This is a genomic window from Neorhizobium sp. T7_12, assembly GCF_002968535.1.
In the GTDB taxonomy this organism is placed as follows: Bacteria; Pseudomonadota; Alphaproteobacteria; order Rhizobiales; family Rhizobiaceae; genus Neorhizobium; species Neorhizobium tomejilense.
Map to the genome: position 1 here is coordinate 141,827 of NZ_PVBK01000013.1, position 20,536 is coordinate 162,362.

The following is a 20,536-nucleotide window of genomic DNA, read 5'->3' on the forward strand; positions in this document are numbered from 1 at the left end:
GGGCTTTTCAGGTCGGCACGAAGGCCGAGGCGATCGCCAGCACGAATCCGAGGATCGTGGCGCAGACCGACAGCGCTTCGCGGGTCTTTTCGGAGCTGACGCCCCATCCCTCGCTGGTGAGATATCGTGCGATCAGGCCCAGCGAAAGCAGGCCGACGCAGCCGAGGAAGGCGAAGAAATAAATTCCATACTCCATGTTGGAGATCTTCTTGGTCAGCACCTCTGTGATCCCCACCAATGTCGAGAGGGACAGAAGCAGGCTGCCGATGATCAGGTATTCGGCATGTGGCGATCGGGCTGTCGAATAGAGCGACAGGATCGTGAACAGGAACGCGACCAGGACGATGGCGATGTAATTGCCGCTGACATGCCCGGTCGCGGAAATCGACATGAAGATCGACGTCAGGATGAACAGCGCAGCCGCCAGGATGATCTTGTATTTCGAGTTGAAGAACTGGCGCATAATATGATCCGCTCTAAACTGGCCGCCTGCGGCGCGGGCAAATGCCGTTTCCCGGACTATGGGAAATTCGGCGCGCGATGAACAGGTTGCCGCCCTGCTATTCGGTGGAAATCCACGCCCGAGTTCAGGCCGGCCGTTTCCGCTGGATGGCGTAGGCACCGCCGGCGCTCATCACTGCCAGCAGATACCAGGTCACGGCATAGACGAGATGGCTGTTGCGGAAGCGGATCACCGTCAATCCTCCGACGGGAAGGCCGCCCGGGATCGGCGTCGCGTCGGCATCGATGAAATAGGGCGCTACCTTTTCGAGGCCTTTTGTTGCCGCGATCGCGGCCACGTCGCGCGAGTACCAGCGGCCGCCGGCGGGATCGTTGGAGCGCAGGAAGGCGCCCTCCGGCTCGCTGATGCGGATGAGGCCGGTGATCTTCACTGGACCCGCGAGCTGCCCATCCGGCCGCGAACCTGGATCGCGGCGGTTGGCGGGCACGAAGCCGCGATTGATGAGGACGATGGTCCCGTCCTTCTGTTCCAGGGGTGTCAGAATCCAGTATCCGGGACCGAGGTCGGTGACCGCCTGGACCAGCGTTTCCGCGTCATGGCGGAAAATGCCTGTCGCCGTGACGCGCCGATATTCGTCGTTTTCCGCGTTGATCGCAGGCCAGGCTGGCGATGAGGGGGCAGGCGCCGGGGTTGCCGTGACCCGGGCGTCGACGCGAGCGATCAGATCGAGTTTCCAGAAGAGCCGCTGCACTTGCCAGGTGCCGAGCCCGATCAAAATCAGCGTCAGGAAGAACATTGCACCTGCGAAGACGAGCCGGGAGCGAGCCGGTTCCGCATCCGCCGTTTCTCCGGTCAAAGGATGATCGAGAGCCATGCGTCTATCCCTTCCCAGCTTGCCCCCGAAGGGTCACGGCATGTTCTTCATCATCTCCGGCGACATCGGCATCATGTTGGCGTTGAGATGGTGCATGACCCAGAGCGACCCGGCAAGCGTGATGCCGACCAGGACAAGCGTGAAGAGCAGCGCCATCATCGTCCATCCGCCTTCGGAGCGCGGGTTCATGTGCAGGAAATAGACCATGTGCACGACGATCTGGATCACACCCAGCCCCATGACGAGGAAGGCGGTGAACAGCTTGCTGTCGATGGCACCGCTCATCACCAGCCAGAACGGAATGGCCGTCAGGATCACCGACAGGCTAAAGCCGATCAGGTAGCTTCTCAGCGTGCCGTGGCCGGCCTGGTGGCCGTTGCTATGGCCATGATGGGCCTGGGAGGCGCTTTCGTGAGAAGGAGCGTGCGGGGTTTGACCGTGCGAACTCATCCGAGGACTCCCATGAGATAAACGAAGGAGAAGACGCCGATCCAGACGACATCGAGGAAGTGCCAGAACATCGAAAGGCACATCAGGCGGCGCTTGTTTGCCTCGATCAGCCCGTGTCTGCCAACCTGCACCATCAGCGTGATCAGCCAGATGATGCCGAAGGTGACGTGCAGCCCGTGGGTGCCGACCAGGGTGAAGAAGGAGGAGAGGAAGGCCGAGCGGGTGGGGCCTGCGCCCTCGTGGATCAGGTGGTTGAACTCGTAAAGCTCGAGGCTGAGGAAGGCAGCGCCGAACACGCCGGTCACCCCGAGCCAGAACAGGGTCTCGATCTTTGCGCCCCTTTCCATCTGAAGCATGGCAAAGCCGTAGGTGATCGACGAGAACAGCAGCATAGCGGTGTTGAGCGCGACGAGCGGCAGGTCGAACAGGTCGGCGGGCGAGGGACCGGCCGCATAATTGCGGCCGAGTACGCCATGGGTGGCGAAAAGCACCGCAAAGATCAGGCAATCGCTCATCAGGTAGAGCCAGAAGCCCAGCATCGTGCTGCCTTCCGGATGGTGATCTTCCGTGAGGTAGAATTGCGGCTTACCGTTGTCCGCGCCGTGGGTTTGCGCTTGCGTCTGGCTCATGATCTCAGGTCCGTTCCGCGAGCAGCTTCGAGCGCGCGTCCTCTGTTGCGGTCACGGTTTCGGCGGGAATGTGGAAATCCCGGTTATAGTTGAAGGTATGGCCGATCGCCGTGGCGACCATCGCGATGAAGGAGATTGCCGCCAGCCACCAGATGTACCAGATCATCGCGAAGGCAAAGACGATGCTGATGCCAGCCAGGATAATCCCGGTGCCGGTGTTCTTCGGCATGTGGATCGGCTTGAAACCGCCGAGCGGGCGTTCGTAGCCGCGAAGTTTCATGTCGTACCAGCTGTCATGATCATGCACGACGGGCGTGAAGGCGAAGTTGTAGTCCGGCGGCGGCGAGGAAGTCGACCATTCCAGCGTGCGCCCGTCCCACGGATCGCCAGAGGTCTCGCGCAGCTGGTCGCGGCGCATGAAAGAGACGACGAGCTGGATGATGAAGGCTCCGATGCCGCAGGCAATGATCCCGGCGCCGATGGCGGCGATGACGAACCATATCTGCAGGGAAGGATCCTCGAACTGATTGACGCGACGGGTGACACCCATCAGGCCGAGCACGTAGAGCGGCATGAAGGCGACGAAGAAGCCGATCTGCCAGCACCAGAAGCTGATGAGGCCCCAGAACTTGTCGAGCTTGTAGCCGAAGGCCTTCGGCCACCAGTAGACGACGCCCGCCATGAGCCCGAACAGCACGCCGCCGATGATGACGTTGTGGAAGTGGGCGATCAGGAAGAGCGAGTTGTGCAGCACGAAGTCGGCCGGCGGGATGGCCAGCATGACGCCGGTCATGCCGCCGATGACGAAGGTCACCATGAAGCCGATCGTCCAGTACATCGGCAGTTCGTAGCGGATGCGGCCGCGATACATGGTGAAGAGCCAGTTGAACATCTTCGCGCCGGTGGGGATCGAGATGATCATCGTGGTGATGCCGAAGAAGGCGTTCACGCTCGCGCCCGCGCCCATCGTGAAGAAGTGGTGGAGCCACACGATGTAGGAGAGGATCATGATCACGCAAGTGGCGTAGACCATCGAGGCGTAACCGAAGAGCCGCTTGCCGCTGAAGGTGGCGACGACTTCGGAAAAGATGCCGAAGGCCGGCAGCACGAGGATGTAGACTTCCGGATGGCCCCAGATCCAGATGAGGTTGATGTACATCATCGGATTGCCGCCGAGGTCGTTGGTGAAGAAGTTCGTTCCGACATAGCGGTCGAGCGACAGCAGCGCGAGCGTGGCGGTCAGGATTGGGAAAGTTGCAACAATCAGCACGTTGGTGCAAAGCGAGGTCCAGGTGAAGATCGGCATCTTCATGAAGGTCATGCCAGGCGCGCGCATCTTCACGATCGTGGCGATCAGGTTGATGCCCGATAGCGTCGTGCCGATGCCGGCCACCTGCAGGCCCCAGATGTAATAATCGACGCCGACGCCCGGACTGTAGTCGGCACCCGAGAGCGGCGGATAGGCGAGCCAGCCGGTGCGGGCGAATTCGCCGACGAAGAGCGACATCATGATGATCACGGCGCCGGCCGTGGTCATCCAGAAGGAGAAGTTGTTGAGGAATGGGAAGGAGACGTCGCGCGCGCCGATCTGCAGCGGCACCACGTAGTTCATGAAACCGGTCACGAAAGGCATTGCCACGAAGAAGATCATGATCACGCCATGGGCAGTGAAGATCTGGTCGTAGTGATGCGGGTTGAGGTAGCCCTCGTTTCCGTTGAAGGCGATCGCCTGCTGGATGCGCATCATGATCGCATCAGCAAAACCGCGCAGCAGCATGATGATGGCGAGCACGATATACATGATGCCGATCTTCTTGTGATCGACGCTCGTGAACCACTCGGTCCAGAGATAGCCCCAGAGCTTGTATTTGGTGATCAGCGCCAGCATGGCGATGCCGCCGATTGCGACCGCTATGAAGGTCACGATCAGGATCGGTTCGTGATAGGGAATGGCTTCCAGGGAAAGCCGTCCGAAGAGGAATTGGGTAAGCGTGGTGTTGCCGAACATGGGTTTCTACCGGATCTCGTTCAGGGCTTTGCCGGGGCGTCGTTGTTGAGCTGCGCCGGTGCCGCGCCGCCCTGCGGAGTTTCGGTGGTGCTTCCGGAAGCGCCGCCCTGCATGTCGTGCATGCCTGGTGCGTGGGTGCCTTGGTGCATCGACGGCCCTCCGGATTGTCCCTGGGGCTGCTGGCTGTTGACGCCTTCCGCCGGTTCCGGGCTGCGGGCCGGATTGCCGGTGGCGGGGAAAGTGGCGGCAGGGGCCGCCGTGCCGTGCGCCGCTTCGCCCGCATGGCGGTTGTCATGCTCCAGCCTGGCACGGTTTTCGTGGCTCTCGATTCCGCCGCCGCCTGCCATGTCGATATGCATCATCTCGTCCATGCACATCTTGCCGGGCGTCGCGCACATATTGAGCACGGCGCGATAGAGCCCGTCCTCGACGGATGCGTAATAACGCACCGGCTCCCTGGCGCTCGGCTTCTCGAGCTTCAGATAGGCGTCGCGGTTGAGCGCCGTGCCGTTCTGCTTCACGCGGGCCACCCACTGGTCGAAGCCTGCCTGGTCGACGCCGTGGAACTTGAAGCGCATGTGAGAAAAACCGTCGCCGCTGTAGTTCGAGGAGAGGCCTTCGTATTCGCCGGGCTTGTTGATGACGGCATGCAGCTTGGTCTCCATGCCAGGCATGGCATAGATCATTCCGGCCAGCGCCGGAACATAGAAGGAATTCATCACCGACGAGGCGGTGATCCTGAAGTTGATCGGCACGTCCACCGGGGCCGCCATCTCGTTGACGCTGGCGATGCCGTAGTCCGGATAGAAGAACAGCCATTTCCAGTCGAGCGCCACGACCTCGACCGTGATCGGCTTTGTCTCCGCCGGGACGGCACGCTGCGCGTCCAGCCGGTCGAGCGGCCGGTAGGGGTCGAGCTTATGGGTGCTGATCCAGGTGACGGCACCGAGCGCGATGATGATGGCGAGCGGTGCGGACCAGATGATGACTTCGAGCCCCGTCGAATGGTGCCATTCGGGATCGTAGGGCGCACTGGTGTTGGAGCCGCGATAGCGCCAGGCGAAAAACAGCGTGAGGAAGATCACCGGCACGATGATGATCAGCATCAGTACCGTGGCGACGATGATCAGGTTGGCCTGCTGCTTGGCGATATCGCCGGAAGGCGACATGACGACCAGATTGCATCCGGAAAGGCCTACAAGGACCAAGAGAGCGAACAACCGTGCTACGATTTTCAACTGAGGGGTCATCTCGGGCTCAAATTTGCGTTTTGTCTAGGTCGGAATAGGCTTGTTCCGGTACTGGCTGAAATGAGGTGGTTCGTCGCAGTGCAGCAATCTGTCGCAGTGCAGCAAAAGACCGCATTGCCTTTGGCACCGTTTTGCGGCACCACCGGCACACTCGGCATTTGCCTCCGCCAACCGGAAATCTAGGACAACCTACCGGGCTGACCAGAGGGTGTGATGAGAAGACGGTGCGGCTCGCCGCAATTGTCAGGTTTTTTTAGCCTTGTTCCTTGATCTCGGCAGCATGTTGATCAACATTTCGGGGGCGAGGCGAACTATCGCCAGGAGGAATTCATGACCACGGTCGTCAATCCCGCGTCAACAGGCCCGACATCGTCCGGCCTCGAAAGGGACGCCCGTCGCATTCATGACGACGGGCCGATCTCGCCGGGCAGCATCGCGCTTGGTGTGATTATCGGCCGCATGTCGGAATTCTTCGACTTCTTCGTTTACGGGCTGGGCTCCGTCCTTGTCTTTCCAAAGCTGATTTTCCCGTTTGCGCCGACCCCGGTCGCCGCGACGCTGATGTCATTCGCGATCTTCCCGCTCGCCTTCATGGCGCGACCCGTCGGGTCGTTCGTCTTCATGTGGATCGACCGCAACTATGGACGCGGCACCAAGCTGACGATCGCGCTCTTCCTGCTTGGCGGATCGACGGCTTCGATCGCCTTCCTGCCGGGTTACGATACGATCGGTTATTGGGCGGTGGCATTGCTGGCGCTGTTCCGCATGGGGCAGGGGTTTGCGCTCGGCGGCGCCTGGGACGGGCTTGCCTCGCTCCTGAACCTCAATGCGCCGCCCAACCGGCGCGGCTGGTATGCGATGATCCCGCAGCTCGGCGCACCGATCGGTTTTGCGCTGGCGAGCATCCTGTTCGGTTATTTCGTCGCCAACCTCTCGGAAGCGGATTTCATTGCCTGGGGGTGGCGTTATCCGTTCTTCGTGGCGTTTGCGATCAATGTCGTGGCACTGTTCGCCCGCCTGCGCATCGTCGCCAGCAAGGAATTCGGCTCGGCGCTCGAAGCCAACGAGCTGCAGGCCCGGCCGATCTTCGAAATGCTGAGCAAGCACGCCCATGACGTCGTGCTCGGCGCCTTCGTGCCGCTTGCCAGTTTCGCCATGTTCCATCTGGTGACGATCTTCCCGTTGAGCTGGGTAACGCTCTATGGCGGGCAGTCTGCGGCGGAATTCCTGTTCGTGCAGGTGCTCGGCGCCGCCGTCGGCATCGTCGGCATCATTCTCTCGGGCCTGATCGCCGACCGCATCGGCCGCCGCAACCAGCTGATGATCGGCGCGGTGATCATCGCGATCTTCTCGTTCTCGGCACCGTTCCTGCTCGATGCTGGCGGCAAGGGGCAGGACGCCTTCATCATCATCGGCTTCGGCATCCTCGGTCTCTCGTTCGGCCAGGCCTCCGGTGCCGTCTCCTCGCGCTTCGGGCAGTATTACCGCTATACGGGCGCGGCGCTCACCTCCGACCTTGCCTGGCTGGTTGGCGCCGGTTTCGCACCGCTGGTGGCGCTCGGCCTTGCCAGCAGTTTCGGCATCATCTTCATCGGCGGATATCTGATTTCCGGCGCGATCTGCACGATTGCGGCGCTCAGCCTCAGCCGGGTTCTGGACCAGAGCGGCGAGCCCGGGCAGGAGCGGTAACGGCTTCCGCTAGTTTCCTTCTCCCCGCCGGGGAGAAGGTGATCCGAAGCATCAGATGAGAGGGTAGCCAGCCTCAGGCGGCCTTCTTGGCAAGCGTCGGTCGCGTCGCGGCGGCTTTTTGCACCATCGCGGTCACTTCAGCACGGCGCGCACCCGTCAGCGGCATGCGCGGCATGCGGACGCGCTCGGAGCCGCGGCCCATGATCTGCTCGGCGAGCTTGATCGACTGGACGAGGTCATGCTCGGCATCGAGATGCAGCAAAGGCATGAACCAGCGATAGATGGCGCGGGCTTCGACCCAGTCGCCGCGATTGGCTGCGGCCACCAGGGCGACGGATTCCTGCGGGAAGGCGCTGGTAAGGCCGGAGACCCAGCCCTTGGCGCCGAGCATCAGGCCTTCGAGCGCCACATCGTCGAGGCCGGCGAAGATATCGAAGCGGTCACCGAAGGCATTGATCAGGTCGGTGAAGCGGCGTGGATCCGGCGCGCTTTCCTTGACGGCCTTGATGTTCGGCACGTCCTCGAGCTGGCGCAGCACGTCGGCGCCGATGTTGACGCGATAGGCGGGGGGGTTGTTGTAGAGCATGATCGGCAGCGAGGTGGACGCGGCGACCGTCTTGAAATGGGCGACCAGCTCTTCCGGCTTCGGCACGTAGACCATGGCCGGCAGCAGCATCAGGCCATCGGCGCCGAGCTTTTCGGCATCGCGGGCATAGGCGACGGCGCGGCGGGTGTCGAACTCGGACACGCCGGTCACGACCGGCACGCGGCCGTTCACCACTTCGACGGCGGCCTTAAGGATGGTGCGCTTTTCTTCCGGGTCGAGCGAGTTGTTCTCGCCGCAGGTGCCCATGACGATCAGGCCGTTGACGCCGTCGTTGACGAGCGCGTCCTGCACGCCTTGGGTGGCCTTGAGGTCGATCGAGAAGTCTTCGTTGAATTGTGTCGTTACTGCGGGGAAAACGCCGCTCCAGCCTGTGGTCATGAAATGCACTCCTCTGGTTGATTGGTCATACTATGCGCGATTGCGCCGATATCTGTCACGCGAAGGGCTCAGCCGGGCCTTTCGCCGGCTCCGTAAACCATTGCGGCCCGGTTTCGGTCATGTGGATATGGTCTTCGAGGCGGATCCCGAAACGGTCCGGGAAAACGATCATCGGTTCGTTCGAGAAACACATGCCCGGTTCGAGCACGGTCGCATTGCCGCGCACGATATAGGGCTCCTCGTGGATTTCGAGCCCAAGCCCGTGGCCGGCGCGATGCGGCAGGCCTGGAAGAATATAGTCGGGGCCGAGGCCGTGCTTCGCGAGAACCCCGCGGGCCGCATCGTCGAGGCTGCCGCAGGTGGCGCCGAGGCGGGCGGCTTCGAAAACGGCCTGTTCCGCTTCGCGCTCGATCGACCAGGCCCTGGCGAATTCGGGAGTCGGCTCTTCCATCACATAAGTGCGGGTGAGATCCGAATGATAACCGTCGAGCCGGCAGCCGGTATCGACCAGTACCACGTCGCCGGGCGCATAGAACTGGTCGCCGTCTGCGCCGTGGGGAAGCGAGGTCGCGACCCCGAAGGAGACGATGCAGAAGCTCGAACCACCTGTTGCCCCGAGCGCGCGATGCTGTTCGTCGACATGGCGCACCACGTCCGAAGCAAGCACGCCCGGGTTTATGAAGGCATGCGCGCGGCGATGCACTTCCAGCGTCAGGTTCATCGCATGCTGGATAAGGTCGATCTCGGCTTTCGACTTCCGGAGCCTGAGATCGCGGATCAGTCGGCCGCCATCGACGAGTCGCTCGGTGCCAAAAACGGTGGCGAGCTGGTGGTAGACGAACAGCGGCAGCGCGTCGTCGAGCGCAAGCTTCGCATTGGCAGGCAGAAGCGAGGCGACCAGTGCGGCGCTCGCCTCATCCTCCTGCCAGACGACGATCTCGCCCGGCAGATGCGGCAGGCTTTCAACCCGGCTCCGCTCGAACCCCGGCACGATATAGGTGACCGACTTGGGTGTCACCAGCGCGCCGAGCAGGCGTTCGCTCTGGTGCCAGACGAGGCCGGTGAAATAACGCAGGCTTTCGCTGGCGCCGAGCAGGATGCCGCCCAGCCCCTTTTCGTCCAGCGACGCCTGGAGCCGGACAAGGCGCTGCCAGCGCTCGTCGTCGGTGATCTTCGGGACGGGATGCGACCAGGCCATGTCCGGTTCCTTTCGATTTCGCTGACGTTATATCCTGCTGTAGTCAGTTTGTCGACAGAGATATTCGTCACGTGTAGCCGACCGGCGTTCCGCGTCGCCGAAGTCAGCGAAATCGGCTGATGCTGTAGGGTTCGATATCGAGGGCAGGCTTTCGGCGTGCGGCGATATCTGCGACCAGCCGGCCGGTCGCAGCTGACTGCGTGAGCCCGAGATGCCCGTGGCCGAAGGCGTAGATAATCGCCGGCGTCGCGGTCGAAGCACTGATCACCGGCAGGCAGTCCGGCATGGAGGGACGAAAACCCATCCACTGGCGGCCGCCCTCGGTCCTCAGCTCAGGCAGGAAGCTTTTTGCCTTTTTCAGCATCGCCTCCGAGCGTTTATAGTTCGGTGCCAGCTTCAGCCCGCCGAGCTCGACAGCGCCGCCGACGCGGATGCCGGAGGAAAGCGGCGTCACCACGAAGCCATGGTCGTTGAAATAAAGCTGGCGATGCAGCGGGAAGGCGCCCTGCGGCAGCGTCGTGTTGTAACCCCGCTCGGTTTCCAGTGGGGCATGGTCGCCGAGGCCGGTTACGATCTTCTTCGACCAGGCGCCGCCGGCCAGGACGACGGTCTTCGCGTCGAAGACGGCCCCATCCGCCAGAATGACCCTGGCGCCATCGTTTATCGGCTCGATGCGGACGGCCTCACCGATCCTGAGCGACGCGCCCCGGGACATGGCATTGCTGAAGAGGGCCTGGGTGAATTCCAGCGGATCGGAGACCTGCAGGCCGGAGGGCGTGAAGATGCCGTGCCGGAACTGCGGCGCAAGGCCCGGCTGCAGGGAGTCGATCTCATTGCGGCCGACCTTCTGGAATTCGAAACCCGCGTCGCGTTTCGCCTGCCAGTCGGCAGACGCGGCATTGAGACTTGCTTCGCTGTCGTAGAGGTCGAGCGTGCCGGTCTGCCTGATCATCGCCCGAAGGCCGGCGCGTTCGACGGTTTGCAGCATTTCGCTGCGCGCCATCGGCATCATCCTGGCATGGACGCCGACGGTGCGCTCATAGGCCGGGCGGGCGCTGGCCCGCCAGAGTCGCCACAGCCACGGCACCATGTTGAGCGCATAGGACGGCGGCAGGCTGAGAGGGCCGAGCGGATCGAGCAGCCATTTCGGCGCTTTCCACATCATGCCGGGTGCGGCGATCGGGATGATTTCCGGAAAGGCGAGAATGCCGGCATTGCCGCTGCTTGCGCCCCGGGCAACCTCGCCGCGCTCGATGATCAGCACCGAACGTCCGTCGTCCAGCAGGTACTGCGCCGACATCGTGCCGATAATGCCCGAGCCGATGACGACGGCGTCGACCGAAGAGGAATTCATGTTTTCTGTCCTGTGAAGCGAATGCGGAAGGTGAGGTCAGGATGCGGCAAGATCGATCGGTTGGCCGAGATCGCGGGCGATATAATCCTGGATCTGCCGGACGATCTGTTCCGCATGCTTGATGGCGAGCCTGTCGGAACGCTCGACGTCGCGCGCTTCGATTGCGGCGATCATCTCCTCGTGTTCGTCGACATACTGGCGCGGCAGCCGATCATCGAAGGTACGATAATAAAGGCGCAGGATGCGGCGCCCCTCGTCGAGCAGCCGGGCGAAGAAGGTGGTGTAATAGGAATTGCCGGCGAGTTCGGCGATCGCCACGTGGAATTCCCGGTTCGCCTCGATCATCGCGAAGGCGTCGTGGGCGGCAACCGCTGCAGCGAACTCCGCCTGCCGCTTGCGGATCTCGCCCATCGCCTGCGGCGTCGCGCGCATGGCGGCACCGCGGGTGGTGACGCGGTACATCAGCGTCAGCGCATCGAAATAGGGAGGCAGCGAGGCGAAATCGATCGTCGCAACGATCGTATTGCGGTTCGGCAGCGTCGTGACGAGGCCATCGGCGGAAAGCCGCAGCAGCGCTTCGCGGATCGGCGTGCGCGACATGCCGAAACGTTCGGACAGCCGGACTTCGTCCAGCGGACTGCCGGGGGCCAGGGTCATGGCGAGGATTTCCCGGCGCAGGATCGTATAGACGCTCTGAGTCCCGGAGCCGCGGGTGCGGGGGATATCGGTTTCTGCAGGTTCGTTCTTCGCCATCGTTCCCCGTATCTGCCTTGCAAGCCAATGCCGCAGAACAATTGCACATATTGTCGACAGGAAACAGCCCGCGCGACATTCGGCCGGTTTTTAGGAGGTTTCGGCGGATATGCGGCTGTGGCCGTAGATATTGACGACGATGATCCCGGCGACGATGCACACGAGCGCGATGATGTGATGCACGTCGATCCGCTCCCCGAGCAGCAGGATGCCGGCAAGCGCTGCGAGCAGCGGGGTCAGGAAGGTGAAGACCGACAGTTTCGTCGCCGAATAGCGGGCGATCAGTGCGAACCAGGCGAGAAACGAGAGTGCTGCGACGACCACTGTCTGGTAAGCGAGCGAAGACCAGGCGAGGAGGGAATGCGGAACAGGAAGCGCACCTTCGAAGACGAGGGCGGCGGCAGTCAGCAGCACACCGGACACCGCGAGCTGGTAAAGCAGCGTCTGCGAGGCTGGTGCCTGAGCCAGGCCGCTGCGGCGGATCGCAAGCGTTGTCAGCCCCCAGAGGATGCCGGCCGCCAGCGCGCAGGCGTCTCCAAGAAACTTGCTGCTATCGACCGATACCGAAGCCTGCAGTACCAGGCCAGTGCCTGCGAAGGCTATGACGATGCCGATCCAGCCCGCGAGCGACAGCCGTTCGCCCGGCATCAGAAAATGCGCGCCGATCGCCACCACGAACGGCGCCGTGTAGAGAAGCAGTGCCGCCCGCGCCGCATCGGTGTACTCGAGCGATAGATAGAGCAGTCCGAATTCCACCGAAAACAGCGCGCCGACCAGAAGGCCGGGCCAGAAAAGGCCGGGCGTCCACTTCGGCCCCGCATGCCGGAACCAGCCCGCGATCACGATCGTGGCGCCGATCGAACGGATGGCCGACTGCCAGAACGGCGGCACTTCCGGAATGATCGCCTTGATGGCGATCTGCTGCAGAGCCCAGAGGCTACAAAGCACGACCATGGCCGTCACGGCGAACGTATCGAGGGATTGTTTTCTTGTCATCGGTGGATCATGTCGAGCGGTGCCGGTGAATGCCAACGAAAAAGCGAGAGTGATGGATGAGAAATGCTGATCGAAGCGTCAGCCGCCCTGCAATGCGCCGATGACCCGCGCTGCCGCCAGCCTGCCTGCGACGATCGCGCCTTCGACATAACCCGGATAGGACGGGGAGAGCTCCGACGACGCGAAATGGACCGGTGAAACGCCTTCGTTGATGATCTCTTCGGCATGACGGGCGTCGAGATCGACGACGACGTCGCTATAGGCGCCGCCGCTCCAGGGATCGTCGACCCAGTCGCGGACATGGATGTCGCGCGGATTGCCGCCTTCGGAGCCGAAGGCTGCGGTTAGCTGTTCGCGGATGAAGGCGGCGAGCTCTTCGCGCGGCCGCCCGTGCCATTGCTGCGCTTCCGGGCCGCCGACGAAGACGATGAGGCCAGCATAATCGTCGTGGCTGGCATCGCACGCATAGAGACCCTGAGGTTCGTGCCACATGACGGCGCCGGAAAGCCCTCGCTCGCGCCAGAACGGCTTGTCGTAGCTGACCTGCAGCTTGATCGACAGGCCCGGCGCCCAGGCGGAAAGCGCCTTCCGCAGCCGGTCGGGAAGAGCCGGCGAAAACGCAAGCCGGCGGATCATCACCGGCGGCAGCGCCAGGATGACGCGTTTCGCCAAGAACCGCTCGTCGCCGGCGATGACGGTGACGCTGGTGTCGGAATAGTCGATCCCCGTCACCGGGGTGCCGAGGCGCAGCCGGTGCCCAAGCCTCGCCGCGAGCTGCTCGGCCAGCGCATGCAACGTGCTGGGCAGGAACATTTCCATTTCCGAATAGGTATTGGTGATGCGCCGGTCGTTCGAGGCGAGCCAGGTGAAGGCGACCTCCTCCGGCGCGCGGCACCAGAGGCCCTTGATCAGTCGCAGGAAGCTTTTCCGCACGTCGGCCGGCACGTCGTCCTGTCGGTCCACCCAATCGGCCACCGTCAGTTTCGCCAGGTCCGGATCATCCGGATCGGTGGCGATCATCCGGTCGCGAAGCGCATCGACCCCCTGCCAGCGCGCGAAACCCTGTTGCGGCGAAACCGGCGGCCGGTAGATGGGCTCCCCGTCATAGTGGGTCATGACCGGCGTCTTGCCGTTTTCAGCGATGAGCGCCATCAGCTCGCCCATGTCGCGGCAGAAGAACTGCCCGCCGGTGTCGACCCGGGTACCGTCCGGCAGGATCTCCGACTCGACCTTGCCGCCGACCCTGTCGCGCGCCTCGAGCAGCAGCACATCGAGCCCTGCCTCGACAAGCTCCAGCGCGGCGCTCAGGCCCGTGAACCCCGCGCCGACGACGATGGCATCCCGCTCAGGCATTCTTTTCTCCGACCGTCTTCCTGCCTCTGCCATTACCGCAAGCGCTCCGGGACGTCTACGAAGCTGTAGGCGGGCGATCGGAATCCGTGCCCCTCCCGGGAACCTATGCCTGAGAGCGGCGGATTGATTATCCGTAATCCTCCTCGCTCGAACTGATTGAAACCGCCACTAATGCGTCATAATTGACGCACATTAACGCGGACGCATTGAAAGCAATCATGAAGCATGTTAACGCTGCGCAAGTAGCTCGGCGCATCATGCTGCTCACCATCAACGAACCAGAGGCGGGATCATGCCTGTCATCACCGTTGCAAACCCAAAGGGCGGGGCCGGGAAGTCGACGACGACACTCGTTCTCGCAACCACACTGGCCCAGCAGGGCGCCAGCGTCGTCATTCTGGATTGCGATCCGAACCGGCCGATCGAGGGCTGGAGGCGGGGAAGTTCGAAGAACCCCGCCATCGTCGATGGCGCGATCAACGAAAGCTCCATCACCGCCAAGCTCGACGAGTATCGCAGGAAATACCAGTTCGTGTTCGTCGATCTCGAAGGCACAGCAAGCAGGCTGATGTCTCGGGCGCTCGCCAGGGCGCAGCTGGTCGTCATCCCCATTCAGGCCAGCCCGACCGACGCCGAGTTGGCTGCGCGAGCCATCCGCCTCATTCAAGAGGAGGAACAGGCGTTCGAGAAAACGATTCCGTACCGGATCCTCTTCACGAGGACGTCCCCGGCGATCGCCACCAAATTCGAGAAGCAGATCACCAGCCAGCTCATGGCGGGGGAGGTGCCTACGTTCCGCAATCACCTGTATGAACGGTCGGCCTGCAAGGCGCTCTTCTATCACCAGCTCGACCTGGCCGAGCTCGTTCCATCCGAGGTGAACGGGCTGCCGGCGGCCAGGGACAATGCCCTGCTGCTCGCTGAGGAACTCGTCGATCTCGTCGCCAACGTGAGGGCTGTAGCATGACTGGTAAGAACCTTGGCTTTGGCAAGCTCGCCGATATCAAACCGGACACCGAATCTGAACCTGTGATTTCAGACCGCAAGATCGACGAAATCGGTGAGCGCCACGGGTTCGTCGCCCGCGAACCGGTCCAGAAGTTAAGCCGCCGGAAGCCGGCAGAGCCGTCTGCCAACCTCAATATCCGCCCGTCGATCACCACGTTCAATCGTTTCCTGCAATTCTGCGAGCGGAACCGGATTTCGTATCCCGAGGGGCTGAAGGAACTGATGGACAGGGCAGGGGTATGATAACGCAGCTGCGTTAACGCACATGAACGCATTTGGGGGGTACCTCTGAATTCGGAGGATCATGGTCGGGCTCACGGACTGGCAAAACCGCTAACGAAAGCTAAGCGACCCAAGGTCGAGAATCTCTAATCCAAGGTTGGGCAGGCATGATTTGCGATTCCTGACGACCAGATCGAACGATACTGCAAGATTATCGGACGTTTTCTATGAACGACAGGCCGTGCGGTTACGCGCAATATAACTGGCGTAAACCGCGCACCTGATTTACACTTCGGCGCATGGATTCGCTCGCTCCCTCCGTTCCAATGACCCCGACGTGGTCTCCCCGCCTGCCAGCTTGGACGCGGCCACGAACCCACGTCATGAGTGAATCGGACGCGGCCTTCGCCGCCGGTATCGCCCTGAAAACGCTCGACGATCTGATGCGTACGGATCCGCCATGGCTCGGCTGCTGGCGCGACCGCCTCGCCCTCAGATCGGCCGCCGTCGTCGCCAGAATGACCGGCCGCGCTGAAGAGGAAACCGCCATTCGCGACGCGGTTTTTCTCACTGCGGCCGGCGACGATCCCGGGCCGGCCGGAAAGCTGTTTGTGGCCACACGAATGCTGACGCGCCGTTCCGGGACAATCGGCACAGCCTTCGTTAAGGAAGTGGCCGCGCTGCTGGGGATGACGTGGGACGACAGCCTTGCTTGCCTCCCCGGCATGATCGATACGGCGATCCAGTCCGGGCGTGCGGCACCCCTCGCAGTTGCCGAGCTCGTATCGGCAATAACGACCATTCGCCCGGACGCCGAGCCCATGGCGCTCGGGCTGGCCGAGGCGGCCCTAGCGGACAAGCTGTCCTGGCCGAAAGCCGTACCACTGCTGATGCCCGAGCGTTTTGGCCCGGCGTTCCGCACCATCGGTGGCCGCGGTCGCTTCCGGCCTGGCGAGCCGGCGTACCCGAAAGCGATCTGTCTGGCATTGGTTGACGGCGTCGACGCTGCTCTGCGTTCCGCCGTCGAGATCAATCGGGGCGCGTCACGACTGCTGGCGACAGCGCCGAAGGTTCGGACCAAGGGTGCCGAGCCGGTCATCCGCAGACTGCTAAGCGAAGATGCGGTGCCCGCCAATGCGCCCGGCAGCACCCTATCGCGCTGGGCAGCGAACCGGCTGTTCGAGCGGCTCGAGGGTTTTGAGGCGGTGCGGGAGCTCTCCGGCCGATCGTCCTTCCGGATGTTTGGTCTATAACGATGACCGGATCCACCACAGCAAAACCCCGGCGCGAGGCAAAAGATCGACAGCAGGAGGTGCTGTACGATCGCGAGCTCGAGGTTCTGCCGGCAGATATGCGCTGGCGGGAATGGATGATGCGGGTCGAGGCGGTGATTTTTGCTTCGGCGGAACCGGTCACCCGCGAGACGCTGGCGCGGGTGGTGGGAAAAGACTGCAGCATCGATCTGCTGATCGATGATCTCATCGAGGAACTGCGAGACCGACCCTACGAGCTGGTGTCGGTCGCCGGCGGCTGGCAGCATCGGACCCGGCCCCGGTTTGCAGATACGATCCGCGCTTCCTCGTCGCCGACAAGGGGATGGGCGGCAGCACTGTCGGAGTTCGAGGCGATGGTGCTGATGGCGGTGGGATATTTCCAGCTGGTCACCCGCGGTGAGCTGTCGAAGATCTTTGGCAAGGAAGTCAGCCGCGACACCATCGGCAATCTGCGTGGTGCTGGTTTCATTGGCTCCGGCCCGCGCAGCCCGACGCCGGGCGCGCCCTATACCTATGTGACGACACCACACTTTCTGTCCGCTTTTGGTATGGACAACTTGCTCGACTTACCGAACATCGAAGCGCTTGAGGACGCGGGCCTGCTGAGCCGCCATGCCGTATATAACGAAATTTCCGCGGCAGATGATAACGAAGCCGAATCGGATCAGGAATAACCCGTTTGGTGCCGATAGTCATTTGCCGCCCTGCAATTGGCCGGCTCGACGAGCGTCGGCGTCGCAAGGGAGTGGACAATATTCCTCAATCACCGGACGGAAAATCAGCCTGCTTGCGTCACGTATTCGAATACGGGCCCCGCATGGTGCACGCCGTCACCCGCAGGCAGGCTGCAGAGTTTTTGTCCAACAAGCCGAAGTTCGAACATCAATCCCATGGCGCTATCGAACGCACCGGGCGTGCCGTTGAAAGTCTGGTGAAGCGACTTCAGCAATTTCGTGAATACGAAGGCGAACTGGCTTGCCACGCGATAGACTTGCGAGTCAGGGGGGAGGGCATCGAGCCGCTGGTTGGGCAGCAGCGGATAGACGCCAGCTGCATCAAAGGGGATAGGTTCACCCGTGAAGGCAAAACCTTGTGGTACCGTTTTGTCAGGCACCAACAGTCGCCCGTGAAGCAACTGTTCGAAGCGGTAGTAATGCGCGATTTCTTCTTCCTCATCCAGAGGCGAGGTGGATGTCCCTTCGCCCTCTTCAACGAGCGCCTCAATAGCAGCAATTGCGTCATCGGGCTTTCGCATCGGGGTTAGGCGGTCGCCAAACCAGGTCGGGGCATCCAGTTGGCGTGACGGGTCGCCAACGAAGATGCTTTTGCCAAGTTCTTTAATCTTGTCTGCAAGGGCTCGGTAGAATTGGCCGATCGTTGCGTAGGGTTTAGGGCCTGCATCAAATGGAAAGACAAGAGGGGTTTCCGGTGCTTCGATTTTCATGAACACATCCCGGACGGCCGTAACGGAATAGGCCTGGAGAGGCACTTCCAGCCCGGAGTTGACCGCCATCGGCAGATGGGTCGGATAGCGTGGCACAAAGGAAGGGTCATCAATTTTCGCCCCGCCGCCCAAAGCGGAGATGAGATTGCAGTTGATCGTCATGTGCAACATCTCCTCGATGACGACCGAGTGCAGGATTTGCCAGATCTCGCGGTTTGTACCGGGTTTCAGGGACAGCATGGCGGTAAGATATGGAGGGATCGTCGCGAACTCCAGCTGCGCCGCCCCCTGAACTAGTTGAATGAGTTCGTCCCCGGTGCCCGCCGCATTTATTTTATCGACATAGGCAGTTTGGATCAGAAGCATCAGATCGACTCCGGCTTTTCTAGGCCGCTGGCGATATGCGCGGCTAAGGTTTTGGCGTCTGGCCCAACTTCGGTTGCTGCGGTTTGTGCAAGCGTTACAGCTTGGTGTGCACCTGCGACCCCCGCAGCCTGTCTCTGCGCAAGTTGCGAACTGGACTGCGCTACAGCTGCGGTAAGCCAGGAGACGATCATCTTTCTTTTAGCGTCGGAAAGATCGCGCGTGACCGGCATGTAGTTTGGGTCGGTGATAGGGCGTTCCATGGCCAGCAGCATGTGACGCGCATGAGTTACAACGGTGGCTTCGTCTGCAAGATCGAAGAGATGCTGCGACATCACCGGATAGAGTTGCGCGTACTGGCGAAGGATTGGCAAGACATCGCGTTGCCACTCCGGCGACGCCGGGACTTTGAAATCTTCCCGCTGGTGGACCACGATCTGGTCGAACTGATTAAGGCCGGAGGCCCTAGGGTTGGCGGTGCCATCAGAGAGAAGCGGTGCGTAGGCGATACCAAACACCATCCCATCGACATCGTCTCGTTTGTAGAGTGTTCCGCTGGCAAGCTTAAGCGAAGCTAATCCGTCCTGGTCAGTGACGACCGTGTCTGGATACGAAAGTGCGTCTTGGTGTTGTTGCCCGGTGCCCAAATCAGTGCAGGCGCCGAGTGCAATTGTGATGCCTGACGCCGGCGCACCGAAGCGGGAGACTTTGAACGACACCGTTGCCTCTGCCTGCGGTTCTAGCCGACAGACGAATCTGTCGGCGCGCATGAAGAGACCTTCACGCGTTTCACCCGCAAGTGGCACCAAACCCTCGTCGGTCCGCAGGTAAAGGAAAAGCGGGGAAGATGCCGCAGTTTGCATGGAACTGGAATCGACCCGCCATTCGGCGATACCGCCTGTGCGTAGATACCAGTCCCTCTCCATGATTGGCGCCTCGCCAAGCAGCGTCACCTCATCATCGCGCAAGGGAGGGGCCGCTCCATCTGGGGGAGCAAAACCTATTGCAAGGGCCTTAGTGTGGCCAGCCTCAAGCCATTTTCCTAGATCGGTGATCGTACCTGCGGCATCATCGATGAGAAGGGCATGACCCAGATCGGCGCCGATGGTGTCTGACCCGACATCGATATCGACGCATGAGAGCACAATTGCGGGATTACCCTTTTTGTCTTTTCCGAAAAACGGCAGGATCCTCCGCCCAACGTGGGCTGTTCGCAGCTCACCCGGCAAGCGCGCGCCGATGCTGCCGACCAGAGTACCGGTTCGATAATTCGCAGCGTCCTGTGGGTAGTAATATCCGAACTGGTGTAAGCTGACTGCCAGCAAGTCGGGACTTGTTGCCTTTAGCGCCTTCAAGACCTCCGAATGCTCAGCTGCCTCCCCCCATTCAACATGCGTCAATGTCGACACAAATCGCGCGCCGGCCGGTTGTTTGTTATCTGCGTTGGGATTTCCTAGTTGGCGGGTGAAGAGATCGCGAAACGACGATGGCTCAAATTCCCCGCAGAATGCCAATTTGCCGCTATCAGGGTCAAAAATTCTAACAGCAAATCCCCATATCTCCGATGCAAGTTGATAGTCGGGATCGACATCCACCATCTTGCCGCTCGGCCGGTCGGCGGCACCTGTAACCACATAGCTCAGAGCTGCATCGTCACGTCGAAATGCAGTATCTAGCCAAGCTCCAGTAAGAGAACATCGCAACGGCTCGAATGTCGCGCCGCCCATGGCGTTCCACTCATCGTCGCCGGTGGGTGGGTTTTTAAAATTGTCCCTCGAATTATTCCGTGTCGAGACGTCGGACAGAAAACGTCCAGAAAATGCGACGCGGGGGCCAGTAAGATGGCTCATGCATGTTCTCCCGGTGCGACAACTCACGCGGGAGTATTGTGGAGCACAAGCATGGATTTCGGCAAGCAAAAAAGCTCGACTAGATGTTGCTATTTTTTCGCGGCTGATCTTGAAAGTTTTTGTTGCCCCATATACGCTATGAGCAATAGCTGACTCTGAATGTCGGGTTTTACATCGTGGGTATCGCGCCCCGTCAGTGCGTTTCTGGCATCTGTTAGCATGAGCACGTAATATACTAGCGCGCGAACGACAGTACGCGCGATAGTATCTTAATTGAACGTATTTGTAACTGAATCATCCGCTATCAAAAACTGCAGAGCGTCGCGATAAGCTCGACGCCTGCGGGTTGGCCTTCCCTTGAAGTTAGTATCCG

At 61.5% G+C, this 20,536-nt stretch carries 19 protein-coding genes; 5 read left to right on the forward strand and 14 right to left on the reverse strand.

Translation table 11 applies throughout. From position 1 onward, the window contains the following. Positions 1–7 precede the first annotated feature (7 nt). The 6 genes from C5J26_RS23610 to cyoA all read right to left on the reverse strand — a co-directional run bounded on the left by C5J26_RS23610 (position 8) and on the right by cyoA (position 5,674). The gene (locus tag C5J26_RS23610; RefSeq protein ID WP_105404008.1) at positions 8–463 is read right to left on the reverse strand and encodes a hypothetical protein; all 456 of its coding nucleotides are present in this window, start codon (positions 461–463) and stop codon (positions 8–10) included. Positions 464–587: 124 nt separating this feature from the next. Beyond that, entirely contained in the window at positions 588–1,337 is a 750-nt protein-coding gene (locus C5J26_RS23615; RefSeq protein WP_105404009.1) for an SURF1 family protein, read from the reverse strand. Between the two features lie 33 nt (positions 1,338–1,370). After that, complete coding sequence (gene cyoD / locus C5J26_RS23620; RefSeq protein ID WP_105404010.1) at positions 1,371–1,787, reverse strand: cytochrome o ubiquinol oxidase subunit IV; 417 nt, start codon at positions 1,785–1,787, stop codon at positions 1,371–1,373. After that, a complete protein-coding gene (gene cyoC, locus C5J26_RS23625) occupies positions 1,784–2,416 on the reverse strand; it encodes a cytochrome o ubiquinol oxidase subunit III (RefSeq protein ID WP_105404011.1) in 633 nt (210 codons plus the stop codon). The genes cyoD and cyoC overlap by 4 nt, the downstream gene beginning before the upstream one ends. A gap of 4 nt (positions 2,417–2,420) precedes the next feature. Then, positions 2,421–4,424, reverse strand: coding sequence for a cytochrome o ubiquinol oxidase subunit I (gene cyoB / locus C5J26_RS23630; RefSeq protein WP_046666044.1), 2,004 nt, complete (start codon positions 4,422–4,424; stop codon positions 2,421–2,423). Positions 4,425–4,444: 20 nt separating this feature from the next. Further along, complete coding sequence (gene cyoA / locus C5J26_RS23635) at positions 4,445–5,674, reverse strand: ubiquinol oxidase subunit II (RefSeq protein ID WP_105404012.1); 1,230 nt, start codon at positions 5,672–5,674, stop codon at positions 4,445–4,447. Between the two features lie 330 nt (positions 5,675–6,004). On the opposite strand from cyoA, the gene C5J26_RS23640 reads away from it, so the two are divergent. After that, a complete protein-coding gene (locus tag C5J26_RS23640) occupies positions 6,005–7,363 on the forward strand; it encodes an MFS transporter (protein ID WP_105404013.1) in 1,359 nt (452 codons plus the stop codon). Between the two features lie 73 nt (positions 7,364–7,436). Here C5J26_RS23640 and C5J26_RS23645 read toward each other — a convergent pair whose 3' ends face one another. The 6 genes from C5J26_RS23645 to C5J26_RS23670 all read right to left on the reverse strand — a co-directional run bounded on the left by C5J26_RS23645 (position 7,437) and on the right by C5J26_RS23670 (position 14,035). Then, positions 7,437–8,348, reverse strand: coding sequence for a dihydrodipicolinate synthase family protein (locus C5J26_RS23645; RefSeq protein ID WP_105404014.1), 912 nt, complete (start codon positions 8,346–8,348; stop codon positions 7,437–7,439). A 55-nt stretch (positions 8,349–8,403) separates the two neighbouring features. Beyond that, complete coding sequence (locus C5J26_RS23650) at positions 8,404–9,546, reverse strand: Xaa-Pro peptidase family protein (protein ID WP_105404015.1); 1,143 nt, start codon at positions 9,544–9,546, stop codon at positions 8,404–8,406. 103 nt (positions 9,547–9,649) lie between these two features. After that, entirely contained in the window at positions 9,650–10,900 is a 1,251-nt protein-coding gene (locus C5J26_RS23655; RefSeq protein ID WP_105404016.1) for an FAD-binding oxidoreductase, read from the reverse strand. A gap of 36 nt (positions 10,901–10,936) precedes the next feature. Next, positions 10,937–11,653, reverse strand: a complete 717-nt coding sequence (locus C5J26_RS23660) for a GntR family transcriptional regulator (protein WP_046666050.1) — start codon at positions 11,651–11,653, stop codon at positions 10,937–10,939. Positions 11,654–11,743: 90 nt separating this feature from the next. After that, entirely contained in the window at positions 11,744–12,649 is a 906-nt protein-coding gene (locus C5J26_RS23665; RefSeq protein ID WP_105404017.1) for a DMT family transporter, read from the reverse strand. Positions 12,650–12,727: 78 nt separating this feature from the next. Next, on the reverse strand, positions 12,728–14,035 hold the full coding sequence (locus tag C5J26_RS23670; protein WP_105404018.1) for an FAD-dependent oxidoreductase: 1,308 nt from the start codon (positions 14,033–14,035) through the stop codon (positions 12,728–12,730). A 259-nt stretch (positions 14,036–14,294) separates the two neighbouring features. On the opposite strand from C5J26_RS23670, the gene C5J26_RS23675 reads away from it, so the two are divergent. The 4 genes from C5J26_RS23675 (at position 14,295) to C5J26_RS23690 (ending at position 17,180) form a co-directional block, all read left to right on the forward strand. Then, complete coding sequence (locus C5J26_RS23675; protein ID WP_105404019.1) at positions 14,295–14,969, forward strand: ParA family protein; 675 nt, start codon at positions 14,295–14,297, stop codon at positions 14,967–14,969. Further along, positions 14,966–15,253, forward strand: a complete 288-nt coding sequence (locus C5J26_RS23680) for a hypothetical protein (protein WP_105404020.1) — start codon at positions 14,966–14,968, stop codon at positions 15,251–15,253. The genes C5J26_RS23675 and C5J26_RS23680 overlap by 4 nt, the downstream gene beginning before the upstream one ends. Positions 15,254–15,531: 278 nt before the next feature. Further along, positions 15,532–16,485 carry a DUF1403 family protein gene (locus C5J26_RS23685; RefSeq protein WP_105404021.1) on the forward strand — a complete coding sequence of 318 codons (954 nt, stop codon included), beginning with the start codon at positions 15,532–15,534 and terminating at the stop codon, positions 16,483–16,485. Between the two features lie 2 nt (positions 16,486–16,487). Beyond that, positions 16,488–17,180: an SMC-Scp complex subunit ScpB gene (locus C5J26_RS23690; protein ID WP_105404022.1), complete on the forward strand. Its 693-nt coding sequence runs from the start codon at positions 16,488–16,490 to the stop codon at positions 17,178–17,180. A 104-nt stretch (positions 17,181–17,284) separates the two neighbouring features. Here the strand turns inward: C5J26_RS23690 and C5J26_RS23695 are convergent, their stop codons facing one another. Further along, positions 17,285–18,316 carry a ferritin-like protein gene (locus tag C5J26_RS23695; RefSeq protein WP_105404023.1) on the reverse strand — a complete coding sequence of 344 codons (1,032 nt, stop codon included), beginning with the start codon at positions 18,314–18,316 and terminating at the stop codon, positions 17,285–17,287. Next, positions 18,316–20,163 (reverse strand): hypothetical protein, encoded by a 1,848-nt coding sequence (locus tag C5J26_RS23700; RefSeq protein WP_105404024.1) that lies wholly within the window; start codon positions 20,161–20,163, stop codon positions 18,316–18,318. Before C5J26_RS23700 ends, C5J26_RS23695 begins: the two co-directional genes overlap by 1 nt. Positions 20,164–20,536: the final 373 nt, after the last annotated feature.

What these genes read in the sequence shown, in the direction of transcription:
- C5J26_RS23610 (WP_105404008.1), bottom strand. Translation starts at nt 463, where the DNA reads ATGCGCCAGTTCTTCAACTCGAAATACAAGATCATCCTGGCGGCTGCG.
- C5J26_RS23615 (WP_105404009.1), bottom strand. Translation starts at nt 1,337, where the DNA reads ATGGCTCTCGATCATCCTTTGACCGGAGAAACGGCGGATGCGGAACCG.
- cyoD (WP_105404010.1), bottom strand. Translation starts at nt 1,787, where the DNA reads ATGAGTTCGCACGGTCAAACCCCGCACGCTCCTTCTCACGAAAGCGCC.
- cyoC (WP_105404011.1), bottom strand. Translation starts at nt 2,416, where the DNA reads ATGAGCCAGACGCAAGCGCAAACCCACGGCGCGGACAACGGTAAGCCG.
- cyoB (WP_046666044.1), bottom strand. Translation starts at nt 4,424, where the DNA reads ATGTTCGGCAACACCACGCTTACCCAATTCCTCTTCGGACGGCTTTCC.
- cyoA (WP_105404012.1), bottom strand. Translation starts at nt 5,674, where the DNA reads ATGACCCCTCAGTTGAAAATCGTAGCACGGTTGTTCGCTCTCTTGGTC.
- C5J26_RS23640 (WP_105404013.1), top strand. Translation starts at nt 6,005, where the DNA reads ATGACCACGGTCGTCAATCCCGCGTCAACAGGCCCGACATCGTCCGGC.
- C5J26_RS23645 (WP_105404014.1), bottom strand. Translation starts at nt 8,348, where the DNA reads ATGACCACAGGCTGGAGCGGCGTTTTCCCCGCAGTAACGACACAATTC.
- C5J26_RS23650 (WP_105404015.1), bottom strand. Translation starts at nt 9,546, where the DNA reads ATGGCCTGGTCGCATCCCGTCCCGAAGATCACCGACGACGAGCGCTGG.
- C5J26_RS23655 (WP_105404016.1), bottom strand. Translation starts at nt 10,900, where the DNA reads ATGAATTCCTCTTCGGTCGACGCCGTCGTCATCGGCTCGGGCATTATC.
- C5J26_RS23660 (WP_046666050.1), bottom strand. Translation starts at nt 11,653, where the DNA reads ATGGCGAAGAACGAACCTGCAGAAACCGATATCCCCCGCACCCGCGGC.
- C5J26_RS23665 (WP_105404017.1), bottom strand. Translation starts at nt 12,649, where the DNA reads ATGACAAGAAAACAATCCCTCGATACGTTCGCCGTGACGGCCATGGTC.
- C5J26_RS23670 (WP_105404018.1), bottom strand. Translation starts at nt 14,035, where the DNA reads ATGGCAGAGGCAGGAAGACGGTCGGAGAAAAGAATGCCTGAGCGGGAT.
- C5J26_RS23675 (WP_105404019.1), top strand. Translation starts at nt 14,295, where the DNA reads ATGCCTGTCATCACCGTTGCAAACCCAAAGGGCGGGGCCGGGAAGTCG.
- C5J26_RS23680 (WP_105404020.1), top strand. Translation starts at nt 14,966, where the DNA reads ATGACTGGTAAGAACCTTGGCTTTGGCAAGCTCGCCGATATCAAACCG.
- C5J26_RS23685 (WP_105404021.1), top strand. Translation starts at nt 15,532, where the DNA reads ATGGATTCGCTCGCTCCCTCCGTTCCAATGACCCCGACGTGGTCTCCC.
- C5J26_RS23690 (WP_105404022.1), top strand. Translation starts at nt 16,488, where the DNA reads ATGACCGGATCCACCACAGCAAAACCCCGGCGCGAGGCAAAAGATCGA.
- C5J26_RS23695 (WP_105404023.1), bottom strand. Translation starts at nt 18,316, where the DNA reads ATGCTTCTGATCCAAACTGCCTATGTCGATAAAATAAATGCGGCGGGC.
- C5J26_RS23700 (WP_105404024.1), bottom strand. Translation starts at nt 20,163, where the DNA reads ATGAGCCATCTTACTGGCCCCCGCGTCGCATTTTCTGGACGTTTTCTG.